This window comes from Chryseobacterium sp. 'Rf worker isolate 10', from assembly GCF_050753305.1.
Lineage (GTDB): Bacteria > Bacteroidota > Bacteroidia > Flavobacteriales > Weeksellaceae > Chryseobacterium.
Map to the genome: position 1 here is coordinate 658,281 of NZ_JBOZOF010000002.1, position 25,928 is coordinate 684,208.

General features: G+C 34.0%; 21 protein-coding genes. 18 read left to right on the forward strand and 3 right to left on the reverse strand.

Annotated features, from left to right (window positions below; translation table 11 throughout):
* Positions 1–199: 199 nt before the first annotated feature.
* The 3 genes from LKL37_RS12970 to LKL37_RS12980 all read right to left on the reverse strand — a co-directional run bounded on the left by LKL37_RS12970 (position 200) and on the right by LKL37_RS12980 (position 3,290).
* The gene (locus LKL37_RS12970) at positions 200–1,858 is read right to left on the reverse strand and encodes a ribonucleoside-diphosphate reductase subunit alpha (protein ID WP_047378798.1); all 1,659 of its coding nucleotides are present in this window, start codon (positions 1,856–1,858) and stop codon (positions 200–202) included.
* Positions 1,859–1,913: 55 nt separating this feature from the next.
* Positions 1,914–2,204, reverse strand: a complete 291-nt coding sequence (locus LKL37_RS12975; RefSeq protein WP_431610979.1) for a hypothetical protein — start codon at positions 2,202–2,204, stop codon at positions 1,914–1,916.
* A 111-nt stretch (positions 2,205–2,315) separates the two neighbouring features.
* The gene (locus tag LKL37_RS12980) at positions 2,316–3,290 is read right to left on the reverse strand and encodes a ribonucleotide-diphosphate reductase subunit beta (protein WP_047378790.1); all 975 of its coding nucleotides are present in this window, start codon (positions 3,288–3,290) and stop codon (positions 2,316–2,318) included.
* A gap of 425 nt (positions 3,291–3,715) precedes the next feature.
* On the opposite strand from LKL37_RS12980, the gene LKL37_RS12985 reads away from it, so the two are divergent.
* The 18 genes from LKL37_RS12985 to LKL37_RS13070 all read left to right on the forward strand — a co-directional run bounded on the left by LKL37_RS12985 (position 3,716) and on the right by LKL37_RS13070 (position 25,918).
* Positions 3,716–4,405: an ABC transporter ATP-binding protein gene (locus LKL37_RS12985; protein ID WP_121488761.1), complete on the forward strand. Its 690-nt coding sequence runs from the start codon at positions 3,716–3,718 to the stop codon at positions 4,403–4,405.
* 91 nt (positions 4,406–4,496) lie between these two features.
* Positions 4,497–5,726 (forward strand): ABC transporter permease, encoded by a 1,230-nt coding sequence (locus LKL37_RS12990; RefSeq protein WP_431610980.1) that lies wholly within the window; start codon positions 4,497–4,499, stop codon positions 5,724–5,726.
* A 60-nt stretch (positions 5,727–5,786) separates the two neighbouring features.
* Positions 5,787–7,058 (forward strand): ABC transporter permease, encoded by a 1,272-nt coding sequence (locus tag LKL37_RS12995; RefSeq protein ID WP_431610981.1) that lies wholly within the window; start codon positions 5,787–5,789, stop codon positions 7,056–7,058.
* Between the two features lie 90 nt (positions 7,059–7,148).
* Positions 7,149–8,360 carry an efflux RND transporter periplasmic adaptor subunit gene (locus tag LKL37_RS13000; protein WP_431610982.1) on the forward strand — a complete coding sequence of 404 codons (1,212 nt, stop codon included), beginning with the start codon at positions 7,149–7,151 and terminating at the stop codon, positions 8,358–8,360.
* A 140-nt stretch (positions 8,361–8,500) separates the two neighbouring features.
* Entirely contained in the window at positions 8,501–10,027 is a 1,527-nt protein-coding gene (locus LKL37_RS13005; RefSeq protein WP_431610983.1) for a glycosyltransferase family 39 protein, read from the forward strand.
* Between the two features lie 159 nt (positions 10,028–10,186).
* Positions 10,187–11,092 (forward strand): NAD(P)/FAD-dependent oxidoreductase, encoded by a 906-nt coding sequence (locus tag LKL37_RS13010; protein ID WP_431610984.1) that lies wholly within the window; start codon positions 10,187–10,189, stop codon positions 11,090–11,092.
* A 366-nt stretch (positions 11,093–11,458) separates the two neighbouring features.
* On the forward strand, positions 11,459–12,724 hold the full coding sequence (gene glyA, locus LKL37_RS13015) for a serine hydroxymethyltransferase (protein ID WP_431610985.1): 1,266 nt from the start codon (positions 11,459–11,461) through the stop codon (positions 12,722–12,724).
* Between the two features lie 57 nt (positions 12,725–12,781).
* Positions 12,782–13,240 (forward strand): regulatory protein RecX, encoded by a 459-nt coding sequence (locus LKL37_RS13020; RefSeq protein WP_431610986.1) that lies wholly within the window; start codon positions 12,782–12,784, stop codon positions 13,238–13,240.
* 353 nt (positions 13,241–13,593) lie between these two features.
* Positions 13,594–15,522 (forward strand): polysaccharide biosynthesis protein, encoded by a 1,929-nt coding sequence (locus LKL37_RS13025; protein ID WP_431610987.1) that lies wholly within the window; start codon positions 13,594–13,596, stop codon positions 15,520–15,522.
* Positions 15,523–15,645: 123 nt separating this feature from the next.
* A complete protein-coding gene (locus LKL37_RS13030; RefSeq protein WP_431610988.1) occupies positions 15,646–16,377 on the forward strand; it encodes a polysaccharide biosynthesis/export family protein in 732 nt (243 codons plus the stop codon).
* A 4-nt stretch (positions 16,378–16,381) separates the two neighbouring features.
* Positions 16,382–18,766: a GumC family protein gene (locus LKL37_RS13035; protein WP_431610989.1), complete on the forward strand. Its 2,385-nt coding sequence runs from the start codon at positions 16,382–16,384 to the stop codon at positions 18,764–18,766.
* On the forward strand, positions 18,766–20,061 hold the full coding sequence (locus tag LKL37_RS13040) for a nucleotide sugar dehydrogenase (protein ID WP_431610990.1): 1,296 nt from the start codon (positions 18,766–18,768) through the stop codon (positions 20,059–20,061). The genes LKL37_RS13035 and LKL37_RS13040 overlap by 1 nt, the downstream gene beginning before the upstream one ends.
* Before the next feature lie 9 nt (positions 20,062–20,070).
* Entirely contained in the window at positions 20,071–21,261 is a 1,191-nt protein-coding gene (gene lhgO / locus LKL37_RS13045; protein WP_431610991.1) for an L-2-hydroxyglutarate oxidase, read from the forward strand.
* Between the two features lie 27 nt (positions 21,262–21,288).
* Positions 21,289–22,422, forward strand: coding sequence for a DegT/DnrJ/EryC1/StrS family aminotransferase (locus LKL37_RS13050; RefSeq protein WP_431610992.1), 1,134 nt, complete (start codon positions 21,289–21,291; stop codon positions 22,420–22,422).
* 20 nt (positions 22,423–22,442) lie between these two features.
* The gene (locus tag LKL37_RS13055) at positions 22,443–23,015 is read left to right on the forward strand and encodes an acyltransferase (RefSeq protein ID WP_431610993.1); all 573 of its coding nucleotides are present in this window, start codon (positions 22,443–22,445) and stop codon (positions 23,013–23,015) included.
* A 6-nt stretch (positions 23,016–23,021) separates the two neighbouring features.
* Positions 23,022–24,038, forward strand: a complete 1,017-nt coding sequence (locus LKL37_RS13060; RefSeq protein WP_431610994.1) for a Gfo/Idh/MocA family protein — start codon at positions 23,022–23,024, stop codon at positions 24,036–24,038.
* A gap of 46 nt (positions 24,039–24,084) precedes the next feature.
* A complete protein-coding gene (locus LKL37_RS13065) occupies positions 24,085–25,404 on the forward strand; it encodes an oligosaccharide flippase family protein (RefSeq protein ID WP_431610995.1) in 1,320 nt (439 codons plus the stop codon).
* A 1-nt stretch (position 25,405) separates the two neighbouring features.
* A complete protein-coding gene (locus tag LKL37_RS13070; protein WP_431610996.1) occupies positions 25,406–25,918 on the forward strand; it encodes an acyltransferase in 513 nt (170 codons plus the stop codon).
* Positions 25,919–25,928 lie beyond the last annotated feature (10 nt).

The window sequence follows — 25,928 nt, forward strand, 5'->3', positions numbered from 1 at the left end:
AATGATGAATGATGATGGATAAATGATGCCAACATAAGAAATGTATTTTATTCTTACTAAATCATTTTAAATACACGCAATCATCTGTGAGAATCTGTGCAATCTGTGGGAAACTAAACTATCAATCAAGGCCTATGAAAACGACAAAAGCACACCTTTCGGTATGCTTTTGTAAATATAGCGTGTTTATTACTTGGTTCTATGCCTCGCAGCTTGAACATGATACGAAGTTAACCATCATTTCTTTTGAAACAGATGAACTTCTTTGGTAGTAAAGTGTTTTTACTCCTTTTTTCCAAGCTTCAATATAAAGGTAGTTGACATCTTTTACAGGCATTGTAGAAGGAATCTGAAGATTCAGTGACTGTGCCTGATCAATGTATTGCTGTCTCTGTGCTGCCTGAGAGATAATCTCCATTGGAGAAATTTCTTTGAACGTTTTGAATACTGCCTTTTCTTCAGGAGTAAGCTCATTCAGGTGCTGTACAGATCCATGGTTGAGCATAATTGTTCTCCATGTTTCTTCGTTATCCAGTCCTTTTTCTTTCAATAGTTTTGCAAGGTATTTATTCTTACGCATAAAGTTTCCTTTAGCAAGACCTGCTTTATAATAGTTAGAAGAGAAAGGCTCAATTCCAGGAGAAGTCTGTCCTAAAATTGCTGAACTTGAAGTAGTAGGAGCGATAGCCATTGTAGTGGTATTTCTTAATCCATACCCTTTCAATACTTCCGGTTCTCCATAAATGTTGGCAAGTTCTCTTGAAGCCTGCTCAGCCTGTTCTTTGATATGTCTGAATGCTCTTGCGTTGAACTGAGTTGCCTCAAAGCTTTCAAACGGAATCATATTTTTCTGTAAATAAGAATGGTATCCTAAAACTCCTAATCCCAGCGCTCTGTGACGCATCGCGAAGTTTCTTGCTCCCTGTAGGTAATAGTTACCCTCAGTTTTGTCAATAAACTCTGATAATACAGCATCAAGGAAGTATACTGCTAATTTTACAGCATCAGTATCTTTCCACTCATCGTATAATTCAAGGTTCATGGAAGACAGACAGCAGATGAAAGACTCTTCCATTGTAGACGGAAGCATGATTTCAGAACAAAGGTTACTTGCATTTACCGTCATTCCTAAATCTTTATAAACCTGAGGTTTATTTCTGTTTACGTTGTCTGTGAAGAAAATATACGGAAGACCTTTTTGCTGGCGGCTTTCCAATACTCTTGCCCAAACCTTACGTTTTTCCATATCACCGTCAATCATGTCCTGCATCCAGTAATCTGGTACACACACTCCGGTAAACAGGTTTTGAATAGGGCTACCGATATCTTTAATGGATAAAAATTCTTCAATATCTCCGTGGTCAATATCTAGGTAAGCAGCAAAAGCTCCTCTTCTTACGCCCCCTTGTGAAACAACGTCCATAGCCGTATCAAAAAGCTTCATGAATGAAACTGCTCCTGAAGATTTTCCGTTATCAGTTACAGCAGTTCCTCTGTTTCTCAATTCCCCGAAATATCCTGAAGTACCTCCTCCGATTTTGGTCTGCATGATGACTTCACCCATTTTGTGAGTAATCCCTTCAATGCTGTCCGGAATGTGAGCGTTGAAACATGAGATAGGAAGACCTCTTTCTGTTCCCATATTAGCCCATACAGGAGAAGAGAAGCTGATCCATCCTTTTGTGATCATCTCTTTGAATGCCGGTTGAAGTTCTGGTTTGTATAACCTTTTTGCAGCGGCAGTGGTAATTCTGTCGATAGCTCCGTCTACCGTTTCACCTTTCAACAGATATCCTCTGTTCAGCATCTGCTCAGACTCTTCATTGAGCCACCATATATTTGAATTTTGCTCTTCCATAGATGTTATATTTTCGAATTCCGGAATGAGAGAATCACTCCGGAATTTTGTTTTTTTATATTATTGATTGTAAAATTTCTACTTTGTGGGAACCGTTCAGCCCGCTTTCGTCTCTTAATCTCTGAAATTCTTTAAAAGACGGAACATTCAAAACTTCATGCTGAACTTCTTCATTGCTATAGTTTGAATAATGTACAAACGTAACACCATCTTCCTTTACAAAAACTTTGTATTCAAATGTGGAAGGATCTAAATTCTTAAAATCTTCCAGAAACTTTTGGATATTAGCTTTATTGTTTGGAACAAATTCGGGGTTTACCGTATAGCTTACTATTACATTGATCATTTCTTTTGTATTTGTGCTTTATTAATGAACAGCAATTCCACTTAATTATAATCAGAAAAGGAAAATCCTAATACTGACTGCTTTGACGCTCGCTTCGCTCGCGCCTCTGTATTAAAACAAATCGTTTGCTGTAATACTCTTATCGTGTTTCGTATAGTCTACAGGTCTTTTTGCAAAGAAATCATCTAATGAATTGGCGAAAACTTCCTCTTCGAACCATACCATTGGTTTGTATTGTTCCGGAGTGATGTTGTATCTTGTTTTCATGTTGATTTTCTTCAAGCTGTCATCTACACGGTATTTCATGAAGTTTAAAAGGTCTTCTTTAGAAACATTGTCGATTTCTCCTAGTTCAAAGATCCAGCTAAGGATATCACCTTCTCTTGCGATAGACTCGTCTACTAATGTGTAGATATCTTCAATATCGCTGTCTGTTAATAAGTCAGGCTGTTCCTCACGGATTTTGTTGATCAGATAGATTCCTGCGTTGGCGTGAATCTGCTCATCTACTGAAGTCCATGCGATGATATTGGAAACATTTTTCATAAACCCTTTGAATCTTGTGAAAGAAAGGATGATGGCAAACTGCGAGAAAAGAGAAACGTTTTCTACTAAAATACTGAATAACAATAATGCAGAAACATACTCTTTAGGAGTAGCCGAATTAGCATGTTTTAATGCGTTTCCTAGGAACTCGATTCTTCCTTTTACGGCAGGAATTTCGATAACGTTAAGGAATTCGTCATTATATCCTAATACCTCTAATAAACGGGAATATGCTTCAGAATGACGAAACTCGCATTCTGCAAAAGTAGATCCTAATCCATTGAATTCCGGCTTTGGTAGGTGGTTGTATAAATTCCCCCAGAATGTCTTTACAGACACCTCGATCTGTGCAATGGCTAACAGCGCATTTTTCACAGCATGCTTTTCATGTGGTTCCAACTGCGAATGAAAATCCTGAACATCTGCAGTAAAGTCCACTTCCGAATGTACCCAGAACGATTTGTTGATTGCCTCTACAAATTGAAGAACCTCCGGGTATTCAAATGGCTTATAACTTACTCTTTTATCAAAAATTCCCATATTAAATATCTTTATAATTAAATAATTTAGATCTCTGTGGATAACGTTCAGGAAATACTTAACTTTTTGTTTATCTGTAGGTTGTGAATTAAAGTTATTCACTTCCTCAAATTCATATTTCTTGTAAAGAACTAATAGCAAAGTTCGAAAAAAAGAACTGATTTTGAAAGAGGTAAATACTAATCGGCTGACTTTTAGCCTGAAAAGTTTTCCACATTTACATGAAACAGGCTCGAATAATAGGCTAGACCGCTATCTTGGGGGTAAATGGGTATAAATCCATAGTTACAGTTAAACAAAAAAACATAAACCATTATAAATAAAGGCTTAATTTATTAAACAAAAAAATATTTGAATAAATTTTTATTCTTGTAACAATTTGAAAATATCATCTACTTATTGGGTATAAAAACATACATCACTTAATGTTAGTAATTCAGGATTTAAATAAGTCATACGATACAGGGAAAAGCAAGCTTCATGTTCTCAAAGGAATTAATCTGAATATTTCTGAAGGGGAGTTTGTTTCTATTATGGGAAGTTCCGGTTCCGGAAAATCTACGCTGCTTAATATTATTGGTATTCTGGATGAAAAAGATTCAGGAACCTATGAATTGGACGGCGTTCCTATTGAACATTTATCTGAAATAAAAGCTGCAGAATACAGAAGCAGGTTTTTAGGATTTATTTTTCAGTCTTTTAACCTTATCAATTATAAAACAGCTTTGGAAAATGTAGCCCTTCCTCTGTACTATCAGAATGTACCGAGAAAAGAGCGAAATCTGAAAGCTATGGAATATCTGGAGAAAGTAGGACTTGCACAATGGGCAAACCATCTTCCCAGTGAACTTTCCGGAGGGCAGAAACAAAGAGTTGCTATTGCCAGAGCTTTGATTACCAATCCAAAAGTGGTGCTGGCAGATGAGCCTACGGGAGCATTGGACTCTAAAACCACTCATGATATTATGAAACTGCTTCAGGATATCAATAATGAAGGAAAAACAATCATCGTTGTAACCCACGAACCGGATGTTGCTGCACAAACCAAAAGAAATGTAATACTGAAGGACGGGATTATTGAAAGTGATGAATTTATTAAGCAGATTGTGCTTTAGGAATTTGATAATTTGAAAATAAGATAATTTGAAAATTTACTGATTGGTTTTTTAATCTTTAAATTTTTCAATCTTTTAATACCAATAAAAAATGTTTGACCTAGATCGTTGGCAGGAAATATTCAGTTCTATCCGGAGTAATGTACTTAGGACGGTACTTTCAGGGTTTACAGTAGCCTTGGGACTGTTTATTTTCATTGTACTTTTTGGAATTGGAAAAGGACTTCAGAATGCTTTCTCTGAAGGATTTGCCGGAGATGCTAAGAATCTTATTATTATTTCAACAGGAAAAGCCACTTTAGCTTATAAGGGCTTACAGTCTGATAGAAATGTTTCAATGAATAATTCAGACTATGATTTTTTGATTAATGCAGATAAGAAAAAAGCGGGTCCTTCAAGTCCCAGGTATAGCGCCAATTTAATGGTGAAATATGGGAAAGAAAGCGGCCTTTATCAGATCAATGGTGCTGAGCCGGGGGAGCAGGTTATTGAAAATAGAAAAGTTATTGATGGTCGTTATCTGACATCTATGGATTTGACAAGGAAATTAAATGTTGCAGTAATTGGAAGAATGGTTCAGCGGGATTTAATCAAAAATGGAAATCCCATTGGAAAAGAGCTCGATATTAATGGTACAATGTACAAGGTGATTGGAGTCTTTTCAGATGATGGAGGAGACAGAGATGAAAGACATATTACAGTTCCTATTACAACTTTACAGCAGATGAAAAAGGGTTCTGATACGGTGAATATAGCATATATCACATATAATGACAAGCTGACTCCTGACCAAGCTATCAAGTATGGTGATGAATTGAAAGATAAATTGAAATCGAGAAAAAAAGTATCTCCTGATGATGAAAACGGTGTGCGTGTCTGGAATAATGCCCAAAATATGAATGATACATTTATGTTTATGGCAGTTCTTACAGCAATTGTTGGATTTATTGGTCTGGGAACATTGCTTGCCGGAATTATCGGAATCAGTAATATCATGGTGTATATCGTAAAAGAAAGAACCAAGGAAATTGGGGTACGAAAAGCAATTGGAGCAAAACCAAGCGGAATTGTAGGACTGATCGTTCAGGAAAGTGTTGTGATTACAGTAGTGTCCGGGCTTATTGGCGTAGGAGTAGGGGTTTTGGCATTAAGTCTTATCGGTAATAGTCTTGAAGAATTTTTCATCAAAAGTCCAAGTGTAGGATGGGGAGCAATTATCATGGCATTTATTGCACTTATTTTCTCAGGATTAATTGCAGGTTTTGTTCCCGCATACAGAGCCTCAAGGATTAAACCGATCGAAGCATTGAGAACGGAATAATGTAAGCTAAAAAAACAGATTGATAGAAGACTCATAATTTATAACTTATAATTCAACAAGGTGAACATCATATTTAAAAAAGATACTTGGCAGGAAATTTATTATTCATTGAGGAATAATAAACTCCGAACATTTCTTACCATGATTGGCGTAGGATGGGGGATGTTTTTGTATGTAAGCCTTCTTGGAGCTGCAAAAGGAATGGAAAATGGTTTTGATAAATTATTTTCAGGTTTTGCTACCAATTCAATATTCCTGTGGGCACAGAAAACATCAATTCCATATGAGGGATTTCCTAAAGGAAGAGAAGTTCATCTGAACCTGGTAGACATGGAAATGTTGAAAAGAAAAGTAACAGACATAGATTATATATCGCCGCAAAATGCCAGAGGAAGCTTTACGGGAACGCCTGGAGAAGCGATGTCAAGAAATGGGAAGAATGGAACCTATTCGCTTACAGGAGACTATTCTGTAGGAAATAAAATTTCAGAAAAAAAACTGATCTTCGGGCGCTACATCAATGATGCTGATGTTTCAGGAAACAAAAATGTAGTGATTATAGGAGAAGAAATTTACAAAAACTTCTTTGATGCCAAGAAAAAAGAAAATCCAATAGGCAAATCAATCAATATTAAAGGATTATTCTTTAACGTAATTGGAGTTTTCCGTGTGAAAAAAGGAGGAGGATTTGAAAATGATCAGACTGCTTTCATTCCACTTTCTACTTATACCAAAATGTATAATGCAGGAGACCAAATAGACATGTTTGCTATCGTAAGTAAACCTAATGCCAATGTGAATTCTGTAGAAGAAGACGTAAAACAGGTATTGAAAACAAAAAATAAAGTTTCACCTGAAGATACCAATGCATTTGGAAGTTTCAACCTTGGAAAAGAATTTAAAAAACTGACAGGTTTCCTTACGGGAATGCAGTTGTTAACAATTATCGTAGGGACACTTACCATTCTTGCAGGAGTCATTGCCATTTCAAATATCCTTTTAATTACCGTAAAAGAAAGAACTAAAGAAATCGGTATCAGAAGAGCATTAGGAGCAAAACCGGCAGAAGTAAGAAATCAGATTTTGCTGGAAAGTGTCGTGATCACACTCTCCTCGGGATTATTAGGTTTTATGTTTGGAATTTTTGTGCTGATGATTCTCAATGCCGTTACCCAGGGACAGGATTCATTTCCTTTCTATAACCCCACAGTCAACTACGGGAACGTATTTGCTGCGATGGCTGTAATGGTAATTTTGGGATTGATAATCGGAATGATCCCTGCACAGAGAGCAGTAAAGATCCGACCTATTGAAGCATTAAGAACAGAATAATTAATTTGAAAATAAAGATTAAAGTTGATCAATGTACAGAATCAATTTTTTTAAACATTCAATCTATTTAATAAAAAATAAACTATACATATGAAAAAGAAATTCACCTGGAAAAAAGCCATTTATATTGTCTTGGGGCTTTTATTTGCAGTGGCATTGTTCTCGGGGCTTGGCTATCTTATTAAATCTAACTCTAAAGAAGGCGAGGCTTTCCTTACCCGTAAACCTACTATCCAGAATATGGATGATAAAGTAATGGCTACAGGGAAAATTGTTCCAAAAGAAGAAATTGAAATCAAACCCAATATTGCGGGGATTATAGATAAAATCTTAGTAAAAGAAGGAGATAAAGTAGAAGTTGGACAGCTGATTGCTACCGTAAAAATTGTTCCAAGTATCTCTGAAGTAAATGCTTCTCAGCAGGAAGTTCAAAATGCACAGATCCAGATCAGCAACGCCCAGATGAATGTAGGGAATATGCAGAAGCAGTTTGAAATGCAGGAGAAACTATATAAGCAGGGAGTTGCTTCTAAACAGGAATTTCTTAATTCTCAGCAGCAGTTATACTCTCAGCAGCAAACTTTGAAAAATGCTCAGCAGCAATTGAATACTGCTCAAAAAAGATTGCAGATTGCTAAAACAGGAGCAACTCCAGAACTTAAAGGACAAGGCTTAGCGACCACTGAGATCCGTTCCAAAGCTTCAGGGACTGTGCTTGAAGTTCCTGTAAAAGCAGGAAGCCAGGTAATTGAAGCCAATAACTTTAATGCCGGAACTACCATCTGTTCAGTTGCAGATTTGAACGTTTTGATCTTTAAAGGTGAAATTGATGAAGCGCAAGCTGGTAAGTTAACCGAAGGTATGGATATGAATATCGTAATCGGTGCTCTTCAAAATAAAACTTTCCCTGGAAAACTAACAATGATTGCTCCAAAAGGGAAAGATAATGCAGGAACTATTAAATTTCCGGTAGAAGGTAATGTAAGTAATCCTAATAATGAGTATATTAGAGCAGGTTTTTCTGCAAATGGTGAAATTGTTTTAAGTTCTAAGAAAAATGCATTACTATTGGATGAATCTTTGGTTCAGTATGAAAAGAAACAAGGAAAAGATGTTCCTTTCGTAGAAGTAAAACAAAAAGACGGAAAATTCAAAAAAGTATATGTGAAACTGGGAGCAAGTGACGGGATCAACGTTGAGATTCTTCCAGGATCTAATATTACAAATGATACCGAAATAAAAGTTTGGAACCCATCTGATAAAGACAAAGAAGAGCTGAAAGAGAAATCTAAGCAAAAATAATAAACTACACTATACACTTTTAAACTGTGAATCCTGGAGGAATTTTTTTCTCCGGGATTCTTTTTTTATTAAATAATAGCAAGATTGTAACAAAAAGTAAATTTGAAATGTCTTAATTTTAAATTCCAAACGATACCTCCATGAAAAAAGACTATTGGATTCTGTTTCTTTTTATCATTGCAAAGTTTGCACTCCAATACTCACTGATAAGCCCTGAGTATGAACTTCACAGAGATGAATATCTACATCTTGATCAGGCCAATCATCTGGCATGGGGATATCTCTCTGTTCCTCCCGTTAATTCCTGGCTGGCCTGGGTAATCAAAATGTTGGGAAATTCTATATTTTGGGTTAAATTTTTTCCAGCCCTGTTCGGAGCTTTAACCATAGCATTGACCTGGAAAATTGTTGAAGAACTCAATGGAAGCCTTTTTGCTAAAGTATTAGCATCCCTAGGTCTATTATTTTCAGTACTTCTTCGGGTAAATATGCTGTTTCAGCCAACATCTTTAGAAATTTTGCTGTGGCTGTCCCTTTATTATAGCCTGATTAAATATTTTAATTTCCAGCAAGTCAGGTGGATCTATATAGGAGCAGTCTTTTTCGGAATAGGAATATTAAATAAATACAATATTGCTTTTTCCTTGTTGGGACTAATTCCTGCATTATTATTAACAGAGCAAAGGAAGATTTTTATGCAGTCTCATGTGTATTGGGCAGCACTCTTGGTTTTAATCATTATTTTTCCTAATCTTCTCTGGCAGTATCAGAACCATTTTCCGGTCATTCATCATATGAAAGAACTTTCCGAGAAACAGCTTGTGCATGTAGACCGGATGGATTTTATGAAATCTCAGATTTTGTTTTTTATAGGTGTTGTCTTTGTCATATTGGCAGGCTGGGGAGCATTATTACTGTATAAACCTTTTGAAAAATTCAGATTCTTCTTTTGGAGTTATATCATTACAATTACTCTGTTTTTGTTTTTTAAAGCAAAAGACTATTATGCGATAGGTTTGTATCCGGTTTATATTGCTTTTGGTTCCGTATTTCTCGGTCATATATTTGAAAAAGGCTGGAAGAGATTTTTGAAACCTGTCAGTATACTCATTCCCGTACTTCTATTTCTTCCTTTATATAATGTAGCCTTTCCGAATAAAAGTCCTGAATATATCGAATCCCATCAGGATGAGTACAGAAAATTCGGACTGCTTCGCTGGGAAGACGGAAAAGATCATCCTTTGCCACAGGACTTTGCCGATATGCAGGGCTGGAAAGAACTGGCTCAAAAAGTAGATAAAGAATATTCCCGGCTATCGAAGTCCGGAAATACCATGGTGCTATGTGATAATTATGGACAGACAGGAGCTATTAATTATTATTCAAAGGCTGGTGTTGCAGCAATGTCTTTTCATGCAGACTATATCAATTGGATCGATTTAAGCAAAAAATATAAAAATGTCATCAGGGTTAAAGATGCTCCGGAAGCAGGGAAAGAACTTAAAGAATCAGGTCCCTTTTTTGAAGTTGCAAAATTATATGATTCTATTACCAATCCGTATGCAAGAGAAAGAGGAACGGCAATTTTCAGTTTGCAAGGAGCAAAAATAGATGTCAATAAAAGAATTCAGGACGAAATTGATGAAACTAAAAATGAATGGAAATAGTTTTCAGTAAAGATGGAAAATGATGATTTGTTGATCGGATGAAGTTAATAGATAAATATTATTGCAACTTTATTGCATTAATTAGTTTTAGGTTAACTTTGCATTATCAATTATCAATTATCAATTATCAATTATCAATTATCAATTATCAACTGAACTATGGAAAATAAAAACTTTGATATCATTATAATAGGAGGGAGCTATTCCGGATTATCAGCTGGAATGTCTTTAGGAAGATCTTTAAGAAATGTTCTTATTATAGATAACGGAAAACCTTGTAACAAACAAACTCCTCATTCACACAATTTTGTTACCCACGATGGGAAAACACCTGCAGAAATTACAAAGCTGGCAAAAGAAGATGTAGAAAAATATGATACTATTCAATTTTATAATGGAATGGTCGTAAAAACTAAAAAAACAACCGAAGGTTTTGAGGTTGAAACCTCTTCCAATGAAATGTTCTATGCTAAAAAACTGATTATAGCTTCCGGGGTAAAAGATATGATGCCGGAAATTCCCGGATTTGCAGAATGTTGGGGGATTTCTGTTATCCATTGCCCATACTGTCATGGCTATGAAGTAAAAAATGAAATTACAGGAATTCTTTCCAATGGAGATATGGGATATGAGTTTTCAAAACTGATTTTTAATCTGACCAAAAATCTTACCTTATTTACCAATGGGAAGGCATCTCTTTCAAAAGAACAGATTGAAAAACTGAATCAGAATAAAATTATCCTTAACGAAGATGAGATTAAAGAAATCAAACATGAAAATGGTGTTATTCAAAAATTAGTCTTTAAAAATGACGAAGAAGTTTCCTTACAAGCTTTATATGCTAAAATTCCTTTTGAACAAAATATCAATGTGTCTGCTGATCTGGGATGTGAACTGACGGAACAGGGATTTATTAAAGTAGACATGATGCAGAAAACAAATATTCCCGGTGTTTTTGCCTGTGGAGATAATGTAACGATGATGCGTTCTGTGGCGAATGCTGTTGCACAGGGAAATTTTGCAGGCGCAGTAGTGAATAAAGAACTTGCGGATGAAGAATTTTAATAGCTTTCTTAATAATAAAGTTGTTTACACTTTATAAAACCACAAAAGTCACAAAAATTTTTATTTTAAAACATTTTAATAAGTTTAAAATAAGTCGGTAGAAAAGTCCATATAAGATGAAAATCAAAGATTTTTATAAAACTTAGGTGTACTTATTGTGAATAAAGTTAGGCCTTAAAAAAAACTTAAGTGCTTAAACTTTTGTGCCTTTTATGGTTAAAATAAGCAATCTTAAAGTTTACACGGTTTCAATACATAGGAAGGTGTTTTTTCATTTTTTTGCGTTTAAAAATCATTTTTTCAATAGATAAATCTCGACGAAAATTCCGTACATTTGGGGTGGAAATTTCAAAAACTAAAAGTAAAATGGATATTATTTTCGACCTGATTGAAAAGGAAAGACAAAGACAAACCCATGGATTAGAGCTTATCGCATCAGAAAATTTTGTTTCTGAAAACGTGATGAAAGCAATGGGAAGTGTACTGACAAATAAATATGCTGAAGGATATCCCGGAAAAAGATATTACGGAGGATGTGAAGTAGTAGATGAGGTTGAAACATTGGCTATCAACAGAGCAAAAGAACTTTTCGGAGTAGATTATGTGAACGTTCAGCCCCATTCCGGTTCTCAGGCGAATGCTGCCATTTATCTTGCAGTTTTGAAACCAGGTGACAAAATCATGGGTATGGATCTTTCAATGGGAGGACACCTTACTCACGGTTCTGCAGTGAATTTTTCTGGTATTCAGTATAACGTGGTTTCTTACGGAGTTCAGAAGGAAACAGGTCTTATTGATTATGACCAAATGAGAGAAGTAGCGTTGAGAGAAAAACCAAAAATGCTTATTGCTGGTTTCTCTGCGTATTCAAGAGATTTAGATTATGCTAAATTCAGAGAGGTTGCAGACGAAATTGGAGCAACACTTTGGGCAGATATCGCTCACCCGGCTGGTTTAGTTGCAAAAGGATTATTAAACTCCCCATTCGAACACTGTCATGTAGTAACTACCACTACTCACAAAACCCTTAGAGGGCCAAGAGGAGGGATGATCATGATGGGTAAAGATTTCGAAAATACATACGGCCACAAAACTCCAAAAGGAGAAATCAAAATGATGAGCCAGGTACTGGACGGAGCTGTATTCCCAGGTATTCAGGGTGGACCACTTGAACATGTGATTGCCGGTAAAGCGGTAGCTTTCGGTGAAGCTTTGGACGGACAGTTCGAAACTTACGCAAAACAGGTTAAAGCTAATGCTCAGGCATTATCAAAAGCGATGATCGGCAGAGGATTTGACATTGTGAGTGGTGGTACAGATAATCACCTGATGCTTGTTGACCTTAGAAACAAAGGAGTAAACGGTAAGGAAACAGAAAAAGCATTAGTGCTTGCTGATATTACTTGTAACAAAAACATGGTTCCTTTTGATGATAAATCTCCATTTACGACATCGGGTATCAGACTGGGAACAGCTGCAATCACAACAAGAGGATTGAAAGAAAATGATATGGATACTATTGCTGGATTAATTTCTGAAGTAGTGGATAATATCAAAAATGAAGAAGTTCTTTCATCAGTAAGAAAGAAAGTGAACGAATTAATGGAAGGAAAAGCTTTGTTCAATTACTAACAGGCATTCCAATATCATATAAAGAATGGGCAGACTGCTCATTCTTTTTTTATACAGATGGACAAAAAATCTTATACCTTCGAGGAAATCAAACAGAAACTGGTGAATTACTGTGTTTACCAGGATCGCTGCCATGCAGAAGTGGAACAGAAGATGAGAGAATTTCTGCTTATTGAGGAAGCAAGAGAAGAAATTATTTTATATCTCCTGAAAGAAAATTTTCTGAACGAAGAAAGGTTTACACGAAGCTATATCAGAGGGAAATTTTATATCAAACACTGGGGCAGAACTAAAATAAAAATGAATCTGAAGCAAAAACAGATTTCCGAGAGGCTGATCAATTCTTGTTTCGATGAGATATATGAGCCTGATTATGAAAAAACTATCAGAAAAATTTTTGAGGATTATTATTCCAAACAAACCGGTTTGAAAGAATATCAAAAAAAAAGCAAGACAATAAAATATTTGATGGCCAAAGGTTTTGAATATGAAAAAATAATTGATATTTTTGACTAAATTTTAATAAACTAAAAAAAAACTAGACCGTGATTTCTTTAAAAAAAACAAACAGTTCATTGAAAAAGATTGATATATAGATATTTAATAATTATTTTAAATATAAAACAGCTAGAGTAGAGGTTTTTTACAGATAAATATCACTTCTGTAAGATTTTTTATGGTATGATTTTTGTCTATCAGTTTAGCTGTCGTGATGAAATTGTAAGATTTCATAAATGTAACATCAAATTTATTTTTGATTTCAACATATTGAGATAAATTTATTTATTTTTGCATGATTGTATCGAAATTATCTCTGATTGTATGATCAGATATTAGACTTTAATTAAATATGAACACCAATATAGACAATGTACAATTCTCTTAGGAAAACAATATTTGGAGGGGATAATGTTGTCAATCTCTCAGACGTAAGGTATCTTCCTAGATGGATAATTCTTGTAATAGACATTATTATTCTGGTTATATCTTTATTTCTTTCTACTTACATTATCGAAAAAATTACCAAGCAGGAATTTATATATCATGAAGATAAAAGTGTGATTTTCGCTTTTATTATCTTGATGAATACTGCTTTTATGTATGTTTTCAAAACGTATGCGGGGATTATCCGCCATTCAACATTCATAGATTTATTTAAGCTTTTGATATCCTGCTTTTGCACAATGCTGGCTATTGGAACAATAAATATACTCTATTTCTGGAGTACAGGTAGTAAATTTATACTTACTCCTTATCTGATTCTGTATTTTGTAATTTCTTTTATGGGATTATTTCTCTTTAGATTATATGTAAAAGAGTTTTTTCATATAGTAAGAGAATACAGAAGAAGTGCCTTGAAAAAAAGGATTCTTGTACTAGGGATTGATGAACAGTCAATTGCTATTGCAAGAGCAATTCTTGATAACCCAAGTCTTCCTTATCAGGTGGTAGGGTTTCTTACTCAGAGAACAGACTCAAAAAGAGCTTCATTGCTTGGAAAACCAATCTATGAAAAACAGAAAATAGAAGAAAACTCGAAGGAAGACCTTATTATAGACGGTGTCCTCATTGTAAAAGAAATGATGGCAAGAGATGAAGTGAATTCTTGGGTAAATCTATTTCTGGAAAAAGATCTTAATGTTTTCAAGGCTCCATCTGTACAGAAATTAAGAGATAGTGATCTGGGAGGATCTATCAGGAATCTTCAGATTGAAGATCTACTGAATAGAAAACCTATTAAAATCCAAAATGAAAAAGTTGAAAGCAGACATTCCGATAAAACAGTATTGGTGACTGGTGGAGCAGGATCTATAGGAAGCGAGATTGTAAGACAGGTTGCGAACTTTAATCCTTCTTTAATTGTTATATTAGATCAGGCAGAAACACCGCTTTACGAAATTGAACTTGAAATGAGAGAAAAGTATCCTCATATTGCTTTCAAATTTGTTTTAGGAGATGTTTCTAACCAGCATAGAATGGAAGCCCTATTCCAGATGTACAACTTTTCAATGGTATATCATGCTGCTGCTTATAAACATGTACCTTTGGTAGAAGAAAACCCTCACGAAGCTATTTTTGTTAATATACTTGGCTCAAAGATTGTTGCAAGACTATCCAGCAAATATAAAGTGAACAGATTTGTTATGGTGTCTACAGATAAAGCTGTAAATCCTACGAACGTAATGGGTGCTTCGAAACGTGCTGCAGAACTTTTTGTACAGTCGCTTCAAAATGTAGATGGTAACGTAACCAAATTTATTACAACAAGATTTGGAAATGTATTAGGATCTAATGGTTCAGTAATTCCTCACTTTAAAAAGCAGATTGAAGCCGGAGGACCGGTAACAATTACTCACCCGGATATTGTAAGATACTTCATGACGATTCCTGAAGCCTGTGAACTTGTACTTCAGGCAGGAACTATGGGAGAAGGTGGAGAAATCTTTGTCTTTGATATGGGAGAACCTGTTAAAATTCTTGATCTTGCAAGAAGAATGATCAAATTATCAGGATTCGAACCGAATATTGATATTAAAATTATTTATACAGGATTGAGACCAGGAGAAAAACTGTATGAAGAGCTTTTAAGTGATGACGCAAAAACACTTCCAACTCATAATGATAAGATTATGATCTCTAAAGATCCTTCTATGGGATTTGAAGAAATTGATACACTTACTAAACAAATTACAAAAGCTTCCTTAAGAAGAGATAAAGTAGAAGTAGTAAGGATTCTTAAGACAATAGTTCCGGAATTTAAAAGCAATAATTCTATATTTGAAGCTTTAGATAAATAAGAGGAATATAAATGTATATTTGTACAATTTAAAAATATGAAAGGGAAAATATTAGCGATATCATTGGGGATTTTATTAGTTTCTTGTAAGACAAATAAGAATGCTCAAAATGATTTAAACTATATGCAAAATATAGAACAGGTGGCTATAGATGCCTCTGTTAAAAATTCAGGTAACACAATACAGACAGGTGATCAGCTTATCATTCTGATTACAGCAAAAGATATGGATGTTGTAAAACCATTCAATCAAAACTATTCCTCGTCTGAAGTGGTACAACCCAATAGTATTGCAGGGGGAAATACTCCAGGACAAGGTACTACCAGTATCTCAGGTCCTACCTATATTGTAGATGCTAATGGAAATATTGATTTCCCTGTTTTAGGTCAGCTGAATACAACAAATAAATCACTAGTGGATTTTAAAAATGAAATTCGTGAAAGATTAACAAAATATATTATCAACCCAACCGTAAACCTAAGGCTTGCCAATTTCAAAGTCACAGTGCTTGGAGAAGTAAACAGACAGGGAGATTATACTATTTCCAACGGACAGGCAACAATTTTAAATGCTCTTGGACTGGCAGGTGATTTGACGATGTATGGCAAAAGAGATGATATATTAATTATAAGGTCAGAAAACGGACAGATTACTCATGGGAAGATCAATTTACAAGATGCTAATCTGATCAATTCTCCTTATTATAATTTGAAACAAGGTGACGCAATTGTCGTATCATCTAATAAATCAAAAAATATTGCAGCAAAGCAAAATCCAAATACAGGTATTTATTTGACGGCAATTTCAATTGGTGTTACAGCTATCGCGGTAGTAATAAGTCTATTCAAGAAATAAATTAATGAACAATCAGGATTCTTCTCAATTTTCTCCAACAGAAAATCAATATAATATCAATGAGATTTTAAAACCATATTTCAAAAGATGGCCATGGTTTTTAATTTCAGCCTTTTTATTTGTATTAATAGCTTATACTGCTTTAAAATTTATAACACCTGTATACAATATAAAAACCACAATTTTAATTAAAGACTCCAAAAATGCCCCTAGTGCAAACAATGATACTGGAGTTTTACAGGATTTGTCCGGTTTTGGAGGTATGAAAACCAACAGTATTGAAAATGAAATTGAAATTCTCAAGTCTAAAAGGCTAATGAGAAATGTGGTGATCACTAAAAATCTTCAGGTTGACATCTATACTAAAGGGAAAGTTACCAAAACAGAATTGTACAAAAATTCATCTCCTATAGTTGTAAAAGTAATCAACGAAAAACCTCTTGGTAAATTTCCTACCAAGCCTTTGGATCTTTCTATTAATGGAAATGAGATTAAGATTTCTTCTGATGAATTAGAAAAAACAATTGTCTCTACTTACGGAAAAACTATCAGCTTACCTTACGCAAATATTATAATTGTTAAAAATGATCAGTTTGATCAAAACATCATAAAAGGAATTAATGCACAGGATTTAGAAATTGTCATTTCTCCTATAGAATCAAAAGTTAACAATTTACAAAAACAAGTAGGTATAGCAGTAGTCAATAAAGAAACTACGGTTGTAGGGCTGGAGGTAAACTATCCTGAAAGAAATAAAGCAGCAGATATTCTGAATACATTAGTTGTAATGTATAATAATGATGCTATTACAGACAAAAATCAGGAATCAAAAAAGACTTTGGATTTTATTGAAGATAGAGTCAAGAAACTTTCTGTAGAATTAGGGCAGGTAGAAAATGAAAAAGAAAGCTTTAAGTCAAGAAATAACTTAACAGATCTTGATACAGAAGCAAAGATTAATTTGGAGAGTTCTGCAGCAGCAAGAGCTAAACAATTAGATGTAAATGCTCAGTTGGAACTAACAAATTCCCTGATGAATTTTGTTTCTAAACAAGGCCTGTATCAGGTACTTCCATCTAATGTAGGTCTGAATAACTCTGAAGCTGTAGCTGGAATTATCAATTATAATCAATTAATACTGCAAAGAAACAGATTGCTGGAATCAGCTACACCAGAAAACCCTGCAGTTGTTGATATCACAAAACAGATTAATTCCTTGCGTACTTCAATTGTTCAGAGTTTGCAAAGAAATCAAACAGGGCTGGAACTTGCAAGAGGAGAATATTTGGGAGAACAAAACAAAGTTTCTGAAAAAATTTCTAAACTTCCATCCATTGAAAAAATGTTTAGAGGTATTGAGAGACAACAACAGATAAAAGAAAATTTATATTTGTTGTTGCTGCAGAAAAGAGAAGAAACAGCTATAGCACAGTCTATTACTGCTCCGAAAGCTAAAGTAATAGATACGGCATATTCATCACAAACTCCTGTAGCTCCTAAAAAAGCATTAATTCTTTTAGCAGCATTTATTGTTGGAGTATTGGTTCCGGTTGTTATTATATATCTAAAAGATCTATTTAATAATAAAATTAAAACTAAACATGATTTAGAGAAGCTTATTCATGCTCCTGTAATTGCTGAACTACCAAGTCTTGAAAAAGGAGACTCTGAAATTGTGAAAGTAAACGATATTACTCCAATGGCAGAAGCATTCAGAATTCTTATCACAAATATGAATTTTATGCTTCCTAAAGACAAAAAAGGTAAAATAGTATTCGTTACATCCACAGTAAAAGGAGAAGGAAAAACTTTCACTTCTGTTAATCTGGCCTTGACACTTGCTAATCCTAAAAAGAAAGCAATCATTATAGGTTCTGATATTAGAAACCCTCAATTACAAAGATATAACCCAGCAAGAAAAGGCCTTACCGGACTTACCGAATTCCTTTATTCTGATAATACTAAACTTGAAGATATTATTCACGTATCATCTTTTAACCCTCATCTGGATGTGATCTATTCGGGAATGATTCCTCCTAACCCAACAGAATTATTATCTAATGGCCGTTATGAGATTCTTTTGGATGAATTAAAAGGAAAATACGATTATATTATTCTGGATACAGCACCTCTGCTTCTTGTAACAGATACATTCCTTATAGCTGATCTTGCAGATGTAACAATTTACGTATCAAGATCCAGATATACTGAAAAGTCATTAATAGAATTCGCAAATATTAATATTGATCAGAAAAAGATCAGAAATGTTGGTTTTGTTCTTAATGACGTTAATAGAGAAAACTTAGGATACAGCAATAAATACGGTTATGGATATAATAATCATGTTGAAAAATCATGGTTTCAAAAAATAAAAAATAAACTTAGTTAATGATGAAAACATATAAAATAGCAGTTATTGGACAAGGCTATGTAGGACTTCCTTTATCTCTGGAATTTGCGGCACATTATCCTGTATTAGGATTTGATATCAATGCACAGCGTGTAGATCAGCTTAATGATGGACAAGATATTACGCTTGAAGCTGATATAGAAAAGCTTAATGATGGATTGAAAAAATACAACGAATCTAACGGAGAAACAGGATATAAAGCTACAAGCCAGTTATCTGATATTGCTGAGGCTAATGTATATATTGTAACAGTACCTACACCAATAGACAAATATAATGCTCCGGATCTTAACCCTTTAATTTCTGCTTCAAAAATGTTAGGGGGAATTATTAAAAAAGGAGATATTATAATCTATGAATCAACTGTTTTTCCTGGTTGTACGGAAGAAGAATGTGTACCTGTTTTAGAAAAATATTCAGAACTAAAATATAATCATGATTTCTTTGTAGGATATTCTCCAGAAAGAATTAATCCGGGAGATAAAGTGAATACGCTTACAAGTGTAAAGAAAGTAACATCTGGCTCTACGGAAGAGATTGCTGAAGAAGTAGATCTTTTATACAAAAAAATTATTACAGCTGGAACACACAAAGCTTCCAGTCTTAAAGTGGCAGAGGCATCCAAAGCTATTGAAAATGCACAGCGTGACGTGAATATTTCTTTTGTAAACGAACTAGCATTGATTTTTGACAGAATAGGAATCGATACCAATGATGTTTTAGAAGCAGCCGGAACAAAATATAATTTCTTAAAATATAAACCAGGTTTAGTTGGAGGACATTGTATCTCTGTAGATCCTTATTATTTAGCTCATAAAGCAGAACAATTAGGTTATCATCCAGATGTAATTTTGTCGGGACGTCGTGTAAATGATTCGATTGCAAAATTTATAGCTGCTAAAGTGGTGAAATTAATGATTGCAAAAGGTGGAATTATTAAAGATTCTCAGGCATTGATTTTAGGTGTTACATTTAAGGAAAACTGTCCGGATGTAAGAAATACAAAAGTAGTGGATATCTATACTGAACTTTCAGACTATGGAGTACATGTAGATATTTATGACCCTTGGGCAAGCAAAGAGGAAGTAAAACACGAATATGGAATTGATATTTTAGATGCTCTTGTGGAAGGGAAAAAATACGATTCTTTAATTATAGCTGTTTCTCACAATGAATTCCTTGAAATGGATTTAAATACTTTGAAAAAAGAAAATTCAGTTGTTTTTGATACTAAAGCTTGTTTAGACAGGGACCTAGTAGATGCAAGATTATAAAGATTTACAATGAACTATGATATCATAATTGTTGGAGCCGGACTGGTAGGACTGGCAACAGCATACCAGTTAAAACTTAAAAATCCAGACTCTAAGATCCTGATTTTAGAAAAAGAAAATGATGTGTCATTACATCAGTCTGGACATAATAGTGGAGTGATTCATAGCGGAATATACTACAAACCAGGAAGTTTAAAAGCAAAAAACTGTATAGAAGGTTATAATTCTGTCATCAATTTTGCTAAAGAATATGGTATCCGATATGATCTATGCGGAAAAATTATTGTAGCTACTTCACAAGAAGAATTACCCCTTCTAGATAATATTTATAAAAGAGGAATAGAAAACGGACTTCAGGATTTGAAATATCTTTCAAGAGAAGAATTTCGTGAAATAGAACCTCATTGTGAAGGTGTAAGAGCCATTAAAGTTCCACAGACAGGTATTATAGATTATCCGGGAGTTGCTAAAAAGATTAAAGAACTCTTTGAAGAACTCGGAGGAGAAGTTAAATTTAATACTGAAGTAATAAACATTATTAATAATAATGCTGAAATTATTGTGAAAACTTCCGCTTCTGAATTCAAAGCAAAAAAATTAATTTCTTGTGCAGGTTTATATTCTGATAAAATTACAAAGATGACCAACGAAAAGAATGATGTGATTATCATTCCTTTCCGTGGTGAATATTATAAAATAAAGGATGAAAAGAAACATTTGGTAAAACATCTTATTTATCCTGTTCCAGATCCTAATTTTCCATTCTTAGGAGTTCATTTTACAAGAATGATTGACGGAAATATCGAAGCGGGGCCTAATGCTGTTTTAGCTTTCAAAAAAGAAGGATATAAGTTTTTTGATTTCAATTTAGAGGAAACCATGCAGACTCTTATGTGGCCCGGTTTCAGAAAAATTGTTGCCAAATACGGTAAAACGGGATTAGGTGAAGTACATCGCTCATTATCAAAAGCTGCATTTACCAAAGCTCTTCAGAAACTTTTACCTGAAATACAGGAATCTGATCTTGTTCCGGGAGGAGCAGGAGTTAGAGCGCAGGCTTGTGATAGAAACGGAGGTTTAATCGATGATTTTGATATCGTGAAAAATGGAAATATTATTCATGTGAGAAATGCTCCGTCACCAGCAGCCACATCTTGTCTCTCTATTGGAAATAAGATTAGCGAGTTAATTGAAAACTAACATCGAAGACTAAAATATAAATTTCATATGAAAATTCAAATGGTTGATCTTAAAGGTCAATACGAAAAAATAAAGCATGAAGTAAATGCCGGAATTCAGGATTGTCTTGATAACACTGCATTTATCAATGGACCTGCAGTAAAAGATTTTCAAAAGGATTTTGAAAATTACCTGGATGTAAAGCATGTCATTCCATGTGCAAATGGAACAGATGCGTTGCAGATTGCTATGATGGCACTGGATTTAAAACCAGGGGACGAAGTAATTTGTCCAGCTTTTACTTATGTTGCAACTGCAGAAGTGATAGGCCTTTTAGGTTTAAAGCCAATCATGGTAGATGTAGATGAAAATACTTTCAATATTGAATTGGAAGGACTTGAAAAATACCTCACTCCAAATACTAAAGCCATCGTTCCGGTACATTTATATGGACAAGGAGCTGATATGGAAAGAATTATTGAATTCGCTGAGAAGCATAATCTCTTTGTTATTGAAGATAATGCTCAGGCAATCGGTTCAGATTTTACTTTTACAAATGGAGTTGTAAAAAAGACAGGAACCATCGGTCATATAGGATGTACTTCCTTTTTCCCTTCAAAAAATCTTGGATGCTATGGAGATGGAGGTGCTTTAATGACAAATGATGATGATCTGGCAATGAAAATAAGAATGATTGCCAACCACGGTCAACAAAAAAAATATTATCATAAAGTTTTAGGATGTAATTCCAGATTAGATACCATTCAGGCAGCTGTTTTAAAAGTTAAATTACAGCATCTTGATGAATATTCTGCAGCCAGAAATAAGATGGCAGACTATTATGATGAAAATCTACAGTCTGTTGCTGAAATTCAAATTCCGCAAAGAGCAAAAAATTCTACCCATGTTTTCCATCAGTATACTTTAAGAGTAAAAAATGGAAAAAGAGATGAATTACAGCAATATCTTGGTGAAAAAAATATTCCAAGTATGATTTATTATCCTCTTCCGTTATATAAGCAGGAAGCTTTTGAACAATATGTGGAATCCAACTTTTCATTACCTGTTACAGAACTCCTTTGTTCAGAAGTAATCTCACTTCCTGTTCATACAGAATTCAATCAGGAAGCTTCCGATTTTATTATCTCAGAAATCAAAAATTTTTTTAATAAAAACAAGTAATTAACAATAAAAGAAAAAATATGTCGGATTTTTTTGCACACGAAACGGCAGTTATCGATGAAGGTTGTAATATCGGCGCCGGAACAAAAATTTGGCACTTTTCTCACATTATGCCAAATTGTACTCTTGGAGAAAAATGCAATATAGGACAGAATGTAGTGGTTTCTCCCGGAGTTATTTTAGGGAAAAATGTAAAAGTTCAGAACAATGTTTCTATATATGAAGGAGTAACTTGTGATGATGATGTTTTTCTAGGGCCTTCAATGGTTTTTACCAATGTTATTAATCCAAGAAGTGCTGTGAACAGAAAAAGTGAATATCTTAAGACACATGTTGGGACAGGAGCTTCAATTGGAGCTAATGCAACAATAGTTTGTGGCCACAATATTGGAAAGTATGCTTTCATTGGGGCTGGAGCTGTAGTCACAAAGGAAGTTCCGGATTATGCATTAGTTGTAGGAAACCCTGCTAGACAAATGGGATGGATGAGTGAATTTGGGCATCGTCTTAATTTTGATGCAGAAGGAATTGCTGTATGTGACGAAAGCAAAGAAAGATATAAATTAGATAATAATCAAGTTTCAAAAATTTAATATAGAATGTCTGAAAAAATAAAATTTGCCGTTGTAGGCTGTGGACATATCGGAAAAAGACATGCTGAAATGGTGTCAAGAAATGCCGAATGTGAATTGGTAGCTTTAGTGGATGTAAAAGATAAATCCGTTTTAGGAATTGACAGTTATGATGTACCCTTTTTTACATCACTAGATGCATTCCTTAAGTCAGGAATTGAAGTAGATGTGATTAATATTGCTTCACCAAACGGTTTTCACTTTGAACAAGCTTATAAAGCAATATCAGCAGGAAAACATGTTGTAGTTGAAAAGCCAATGGCTCTTAATAAACAAGATGCTGAAAAACTTATTTTTCAGGCTTTACATAAGCACAAACAAGTTTTCGCTGTAATGCAAAATCGTTATTCTCCACCTTCTGCATGGGTCAAAGAAATGGTAGAAAGCGGAAAACTAGGGAAAATATTCATGGTTCAGCTTAACTGTTACTGGAATCGTGACGACAGATATTATAAGCCGGAATCCTGGCATGGAAAAAAGGATCTGGATGGTGGAACTTTATTTACTCAGTTTTCTCACTTTATAGATATTATGTACTGGCTATTCGGTGATATAACTAATATTCAAGCTAAGTTTGCGGACTTTAACCATAAAGATCTTACAGACTTTGAAGATTCAGGTTTTGTAAGCTTTGACTTTGTAAATGGAGGAATGGGATCTCTTAATTATTCTACATCTGTTTGGAATCAGAACCTTGAAAGCTCAATGACTATCATCGCTGAAAATGGTGCTGTAAAAATCGGTGGACAATACATGGATAAAGTGGAAGTGTGCAACGTAAAAGACTACGTAATGCCGGAATTGCCACCTACAAACCCGGGTAATGACTATGGAGCTTATAAAGGTTCTGCAGCTAATCACCATTATATTATCGAGAATGTTGTAGATGTATTAATGGGAAGAAATACCATAACGACCAATGCACTGGAAGGTCTGAAGGTGGTAGATATTATCGAAAAGATTTATAAATTAAAGGATTTATAAAAGAACTTGTAGTATTCCTTGATAGGAAAAATAATGATTAACTAAAATGGTTGAAAAAATAATTAATTTGATAAAAAAGCCTGCAATTTTATACTCAATTGCCAATATGCTTTTTTTATCTACTATTTTTTTAGCGGATGTAATAGTTGCAAGAAATTATACTTTAGAACAGGTAGGCGGTTGGAAGCAGCTTATTCTACTTGTTCAGTTTACTGCAGTATTATTATCTTTTGGATTTATAGAAGGTTTTAGGTATAATATTGCAAAGCATCATGATAAAATAGAAGAGTTCCTGGGGACTACAACATTAGTTTTTATCATTATAAGTATAATATTGTTTATACTTTTAAGTTCAAGTTCGGTTTCCTCCACAATAGGTTCACTATTAGGAATTGATGTTATAGTAAAAGCTGGTTTTTTAATCCCGCTTTTATATTTCTTACTTTCTGCAAATGCTCTCTATTTACAGGTTTGCCTATCAATAGGTAAGATTAATGTCATCCTGATTTCTATGGCAGTATTTTGCATTACCTTAGCCGTAAGCCTCTTTACATTTTTATCAATTCATTGGTTTGATTTTCAATATAGTATTTTTTTGCCATTTTTATTGGCATTAGGATTACAGCTTATAGTATATGTTTTTATTCTAAAGATATATCCTAAGCTCAATCTTAATAAAAATAATATTTCTATTATTTTTAAATATGGATTTCCTTTATTTATAGCTACATATCTTGGTGTTTTTACGCTACATATAGATAAAATAATTATAAATAAATTGGGCGGTATTGATGCTTTTGCAATTTATTCAATAGGTGCTTTGGAAATACCTTTTGCGGGATTAATTACTAAATCTATTGTAAGTGTTAGTTATCCAAAAATTGTGAAACATGTTGAAAATAATGAAATGACTTTAGCAACAGATATGTGGCTAAAAGATATTAAAAGGGCTTCATATCTGATCTTTCCAATGGTTTTCCTTTGTATTTTGTTTTCTAAACAAATCATCTTAGGACTATTTGGTAATAAATATACAGAAGCTGTTCCTATCTTTGAAGGATACTGTTTAATTCTTATCTGGAGAAATGCAACTTATGGAAGCATTTTATCTATTAAAGGAAAAACAAATTATATTGCTGTTATTTCTTTAATATCTGTTATTATAAATGTAGTGCTTATTTATTTTTTCTATCAAAAATGGGAAATTATTGGAATTGTTAGAGCCCTATTTTGCTCTGTAGTATTTTTGGTTGTGAGCAGTTTATATTTAGAAGGAAATTTAAAAAGGTATATTTACCTTTTTAAAGATAAGTGGCTGATAGGATTATTGATAGCAATTTTTGTATTATATTTCGTAAAACAATAAAATGAGTATACTAAGTAGGATCAACTCTTTATTAAAGGTTAAAAAATATGAAGCGGTACCGATTAATTTTTTAATTGTAAACTTCATTTATCAGAGAATATTTTTTATTAATTATTTTGCAAAATTCTCTGTTCATTATACTTCTAGAATTTCAGGATCAAGAAATATTATATTTCCAAAAGAAGATAAAAAAATCTTAGGTTCTTTTGCTGCTTCAGGTGGTTGTTATTTTTCAGTTTTTGATGACACAACATTGGAAATTGGGGAAGGAACTATCTGGTCATATGGAGTAGGTATCCATACAGCAAATCATGATTTTTTAGACAGAGATATTTATAATAAAAAATCAATTAAAATTGGGAAGAATTGCTGGATAGGTCACGGAGCAGTTATAACTGCTGGCGTAGAGCTGGGAGATAATGTTACCGTAGGTGCCAATAGCGTAGTCACAAAATCTTTTCCCAGTAATGTTGTAATTGGCGGAATGCCCGCTAAGATTATCAGAGAATTGTAATTCTTTGATA

Excerpts from the sequence above, each read along its gene's own strand:
- LKL37_RS12970 (WP_047378798.1), bottom strand. The coding sequence starts at position 1,858 with ATGGAAGAGCAAAATTCAAATATATGGTGGCTCAATGAAGAGTCTGAG.
- LKL37_RS12975 (WP_431610979.1), bottom strand. The coding sequence starts at position 2,204 with ATGATCAATGTAATAGTAAGCTATACGGTAAACCCCGAATTTGTTCCA.
- LKL37_RS12980 (WP_047378790.1), bottom strand. The coding sequence starts at position 3,290 with ATGGGAATTTTTGATAAAAGAGTAAGTTATAAGCCATTTGAATACCCG.
- LKL37_RS12985 (WP_121488761.1), top strand. The coding sequence starts at position 3,716 with ATGTTAGTAATTCAGGATTTAAATAAGTCATACGATACAGGGAAAAGC.
- LKL37_RS12990 (WP_431610980.1), top strand. The coding sequence starts at position 4,497 with ATGTTTGACCTAGATCGTTGGCAGGAAATATTCAGTTCTATCCGGAGT.
- LKL37_RS13000 (WP_431610982.1), top strand. The coding sequence starts at position 7,149 with ATGAAAAAGAAATTCACCTGGAAAAAAGCCATTTATATTGTCTTGGGG.
- LKL37_RS13005 (WP_431610983.1), top strand. The coding sequence starts at position 8,501 with ATGAAAAAAGACTATTGGATTCTGTTTCTTTTTATCATTGCAAAGTTT.
- LKL37_RS13010 (WP_431610984.1), top strand. The coding sequence starts at position 10,187 with ATGGAAAATAAAAACTTTGATATCATTATAATAGGAGGGAGCTATTCC.
- glyA (WP_431610985.1), top strand. The coding sequence starts at position 11,459 with ATGGATATTATTTTCGACCTGATTGAAAAGGAAAGACAAAGACAAACC.
- LKL37_RS13020 (WP_431610986.1), top strand. The coding sequence starts at position 12,782 with ATGGACAAAAAATCTTATACCTTCGAGGAAATCAAACAGAAACTGGTG.
- LKL37_RS13025 (WP_431610987.1), top strand. The coding sequence starts at position 13,594 with ATGTACAATTCTCTTAGGAAAACAATATTTGGAGGGGATAATGTTGTC.
- LKL37_RS13030 (WP_431610988.1), top strand. The coding sequence starts at position 15,646 with ATGCAAAATATAGAACAGGTGGCTATAGATGCCTCTGTTAAAAATTCA.
- LKL37_RS13035 (WP_431610989.1), top strand. The coding sequence starts at position 16,382 with ATGAACAATCAGGATTCTTCTCAATTTTCTCCAACAGAAAATCAATAT.
- LKL37_RS13040 (WP_431610990.1), top strand. The coding sequence starts at position 18,766 with ATGATGAAAACATATAAAATAGCAGTTATTGGACAAGGCTATGTAGGA.
- lhgO (WP_431610991.1), top strand. The coding sequence starts at position 20,071 with ATGAACTATGATATCATAATTGTTGGAGCCGGACTGGTAGGACTGGCA.
- LKL37_RS13050 (WP_431610992.1), top strand. The coding sequence starts at position 21,289 with ATGAAAATTCAAATGGTTGATCTTAAAGGTCAATACGAAAAAATAAAG.
- LKL37_RS13055 (WP_431610993.1), top strand. The coding sequence starts at position 22,443 with ATGTCGGATTTTTTTGCACACGAAACGGCAGTTATCGATGAAGGTTGT.
- LKL37_RS13060 (WP_431610994.1), top strand. The coding sequence starts at position 23,022 with ATGTCTGAAAAAATAAAATTTGCCGTTGTAGGCTGTGGACATATCGGA.
- LKL37_RS13065 (WP_431610995.1), top strand. The coding sequence starts at position 24,085 with ATGGTTGAAAAAATAATTAATTTGATAAAAAAGCCTGCAATTTTATAC.
- LKL37_RS13070 (WP_431610996.1), top strand. The coding sequence starts at position 25,406 with ATGAGTATACTAAGTAGGATCAACTCTTTATTAAAGGTTAAAAAATAT.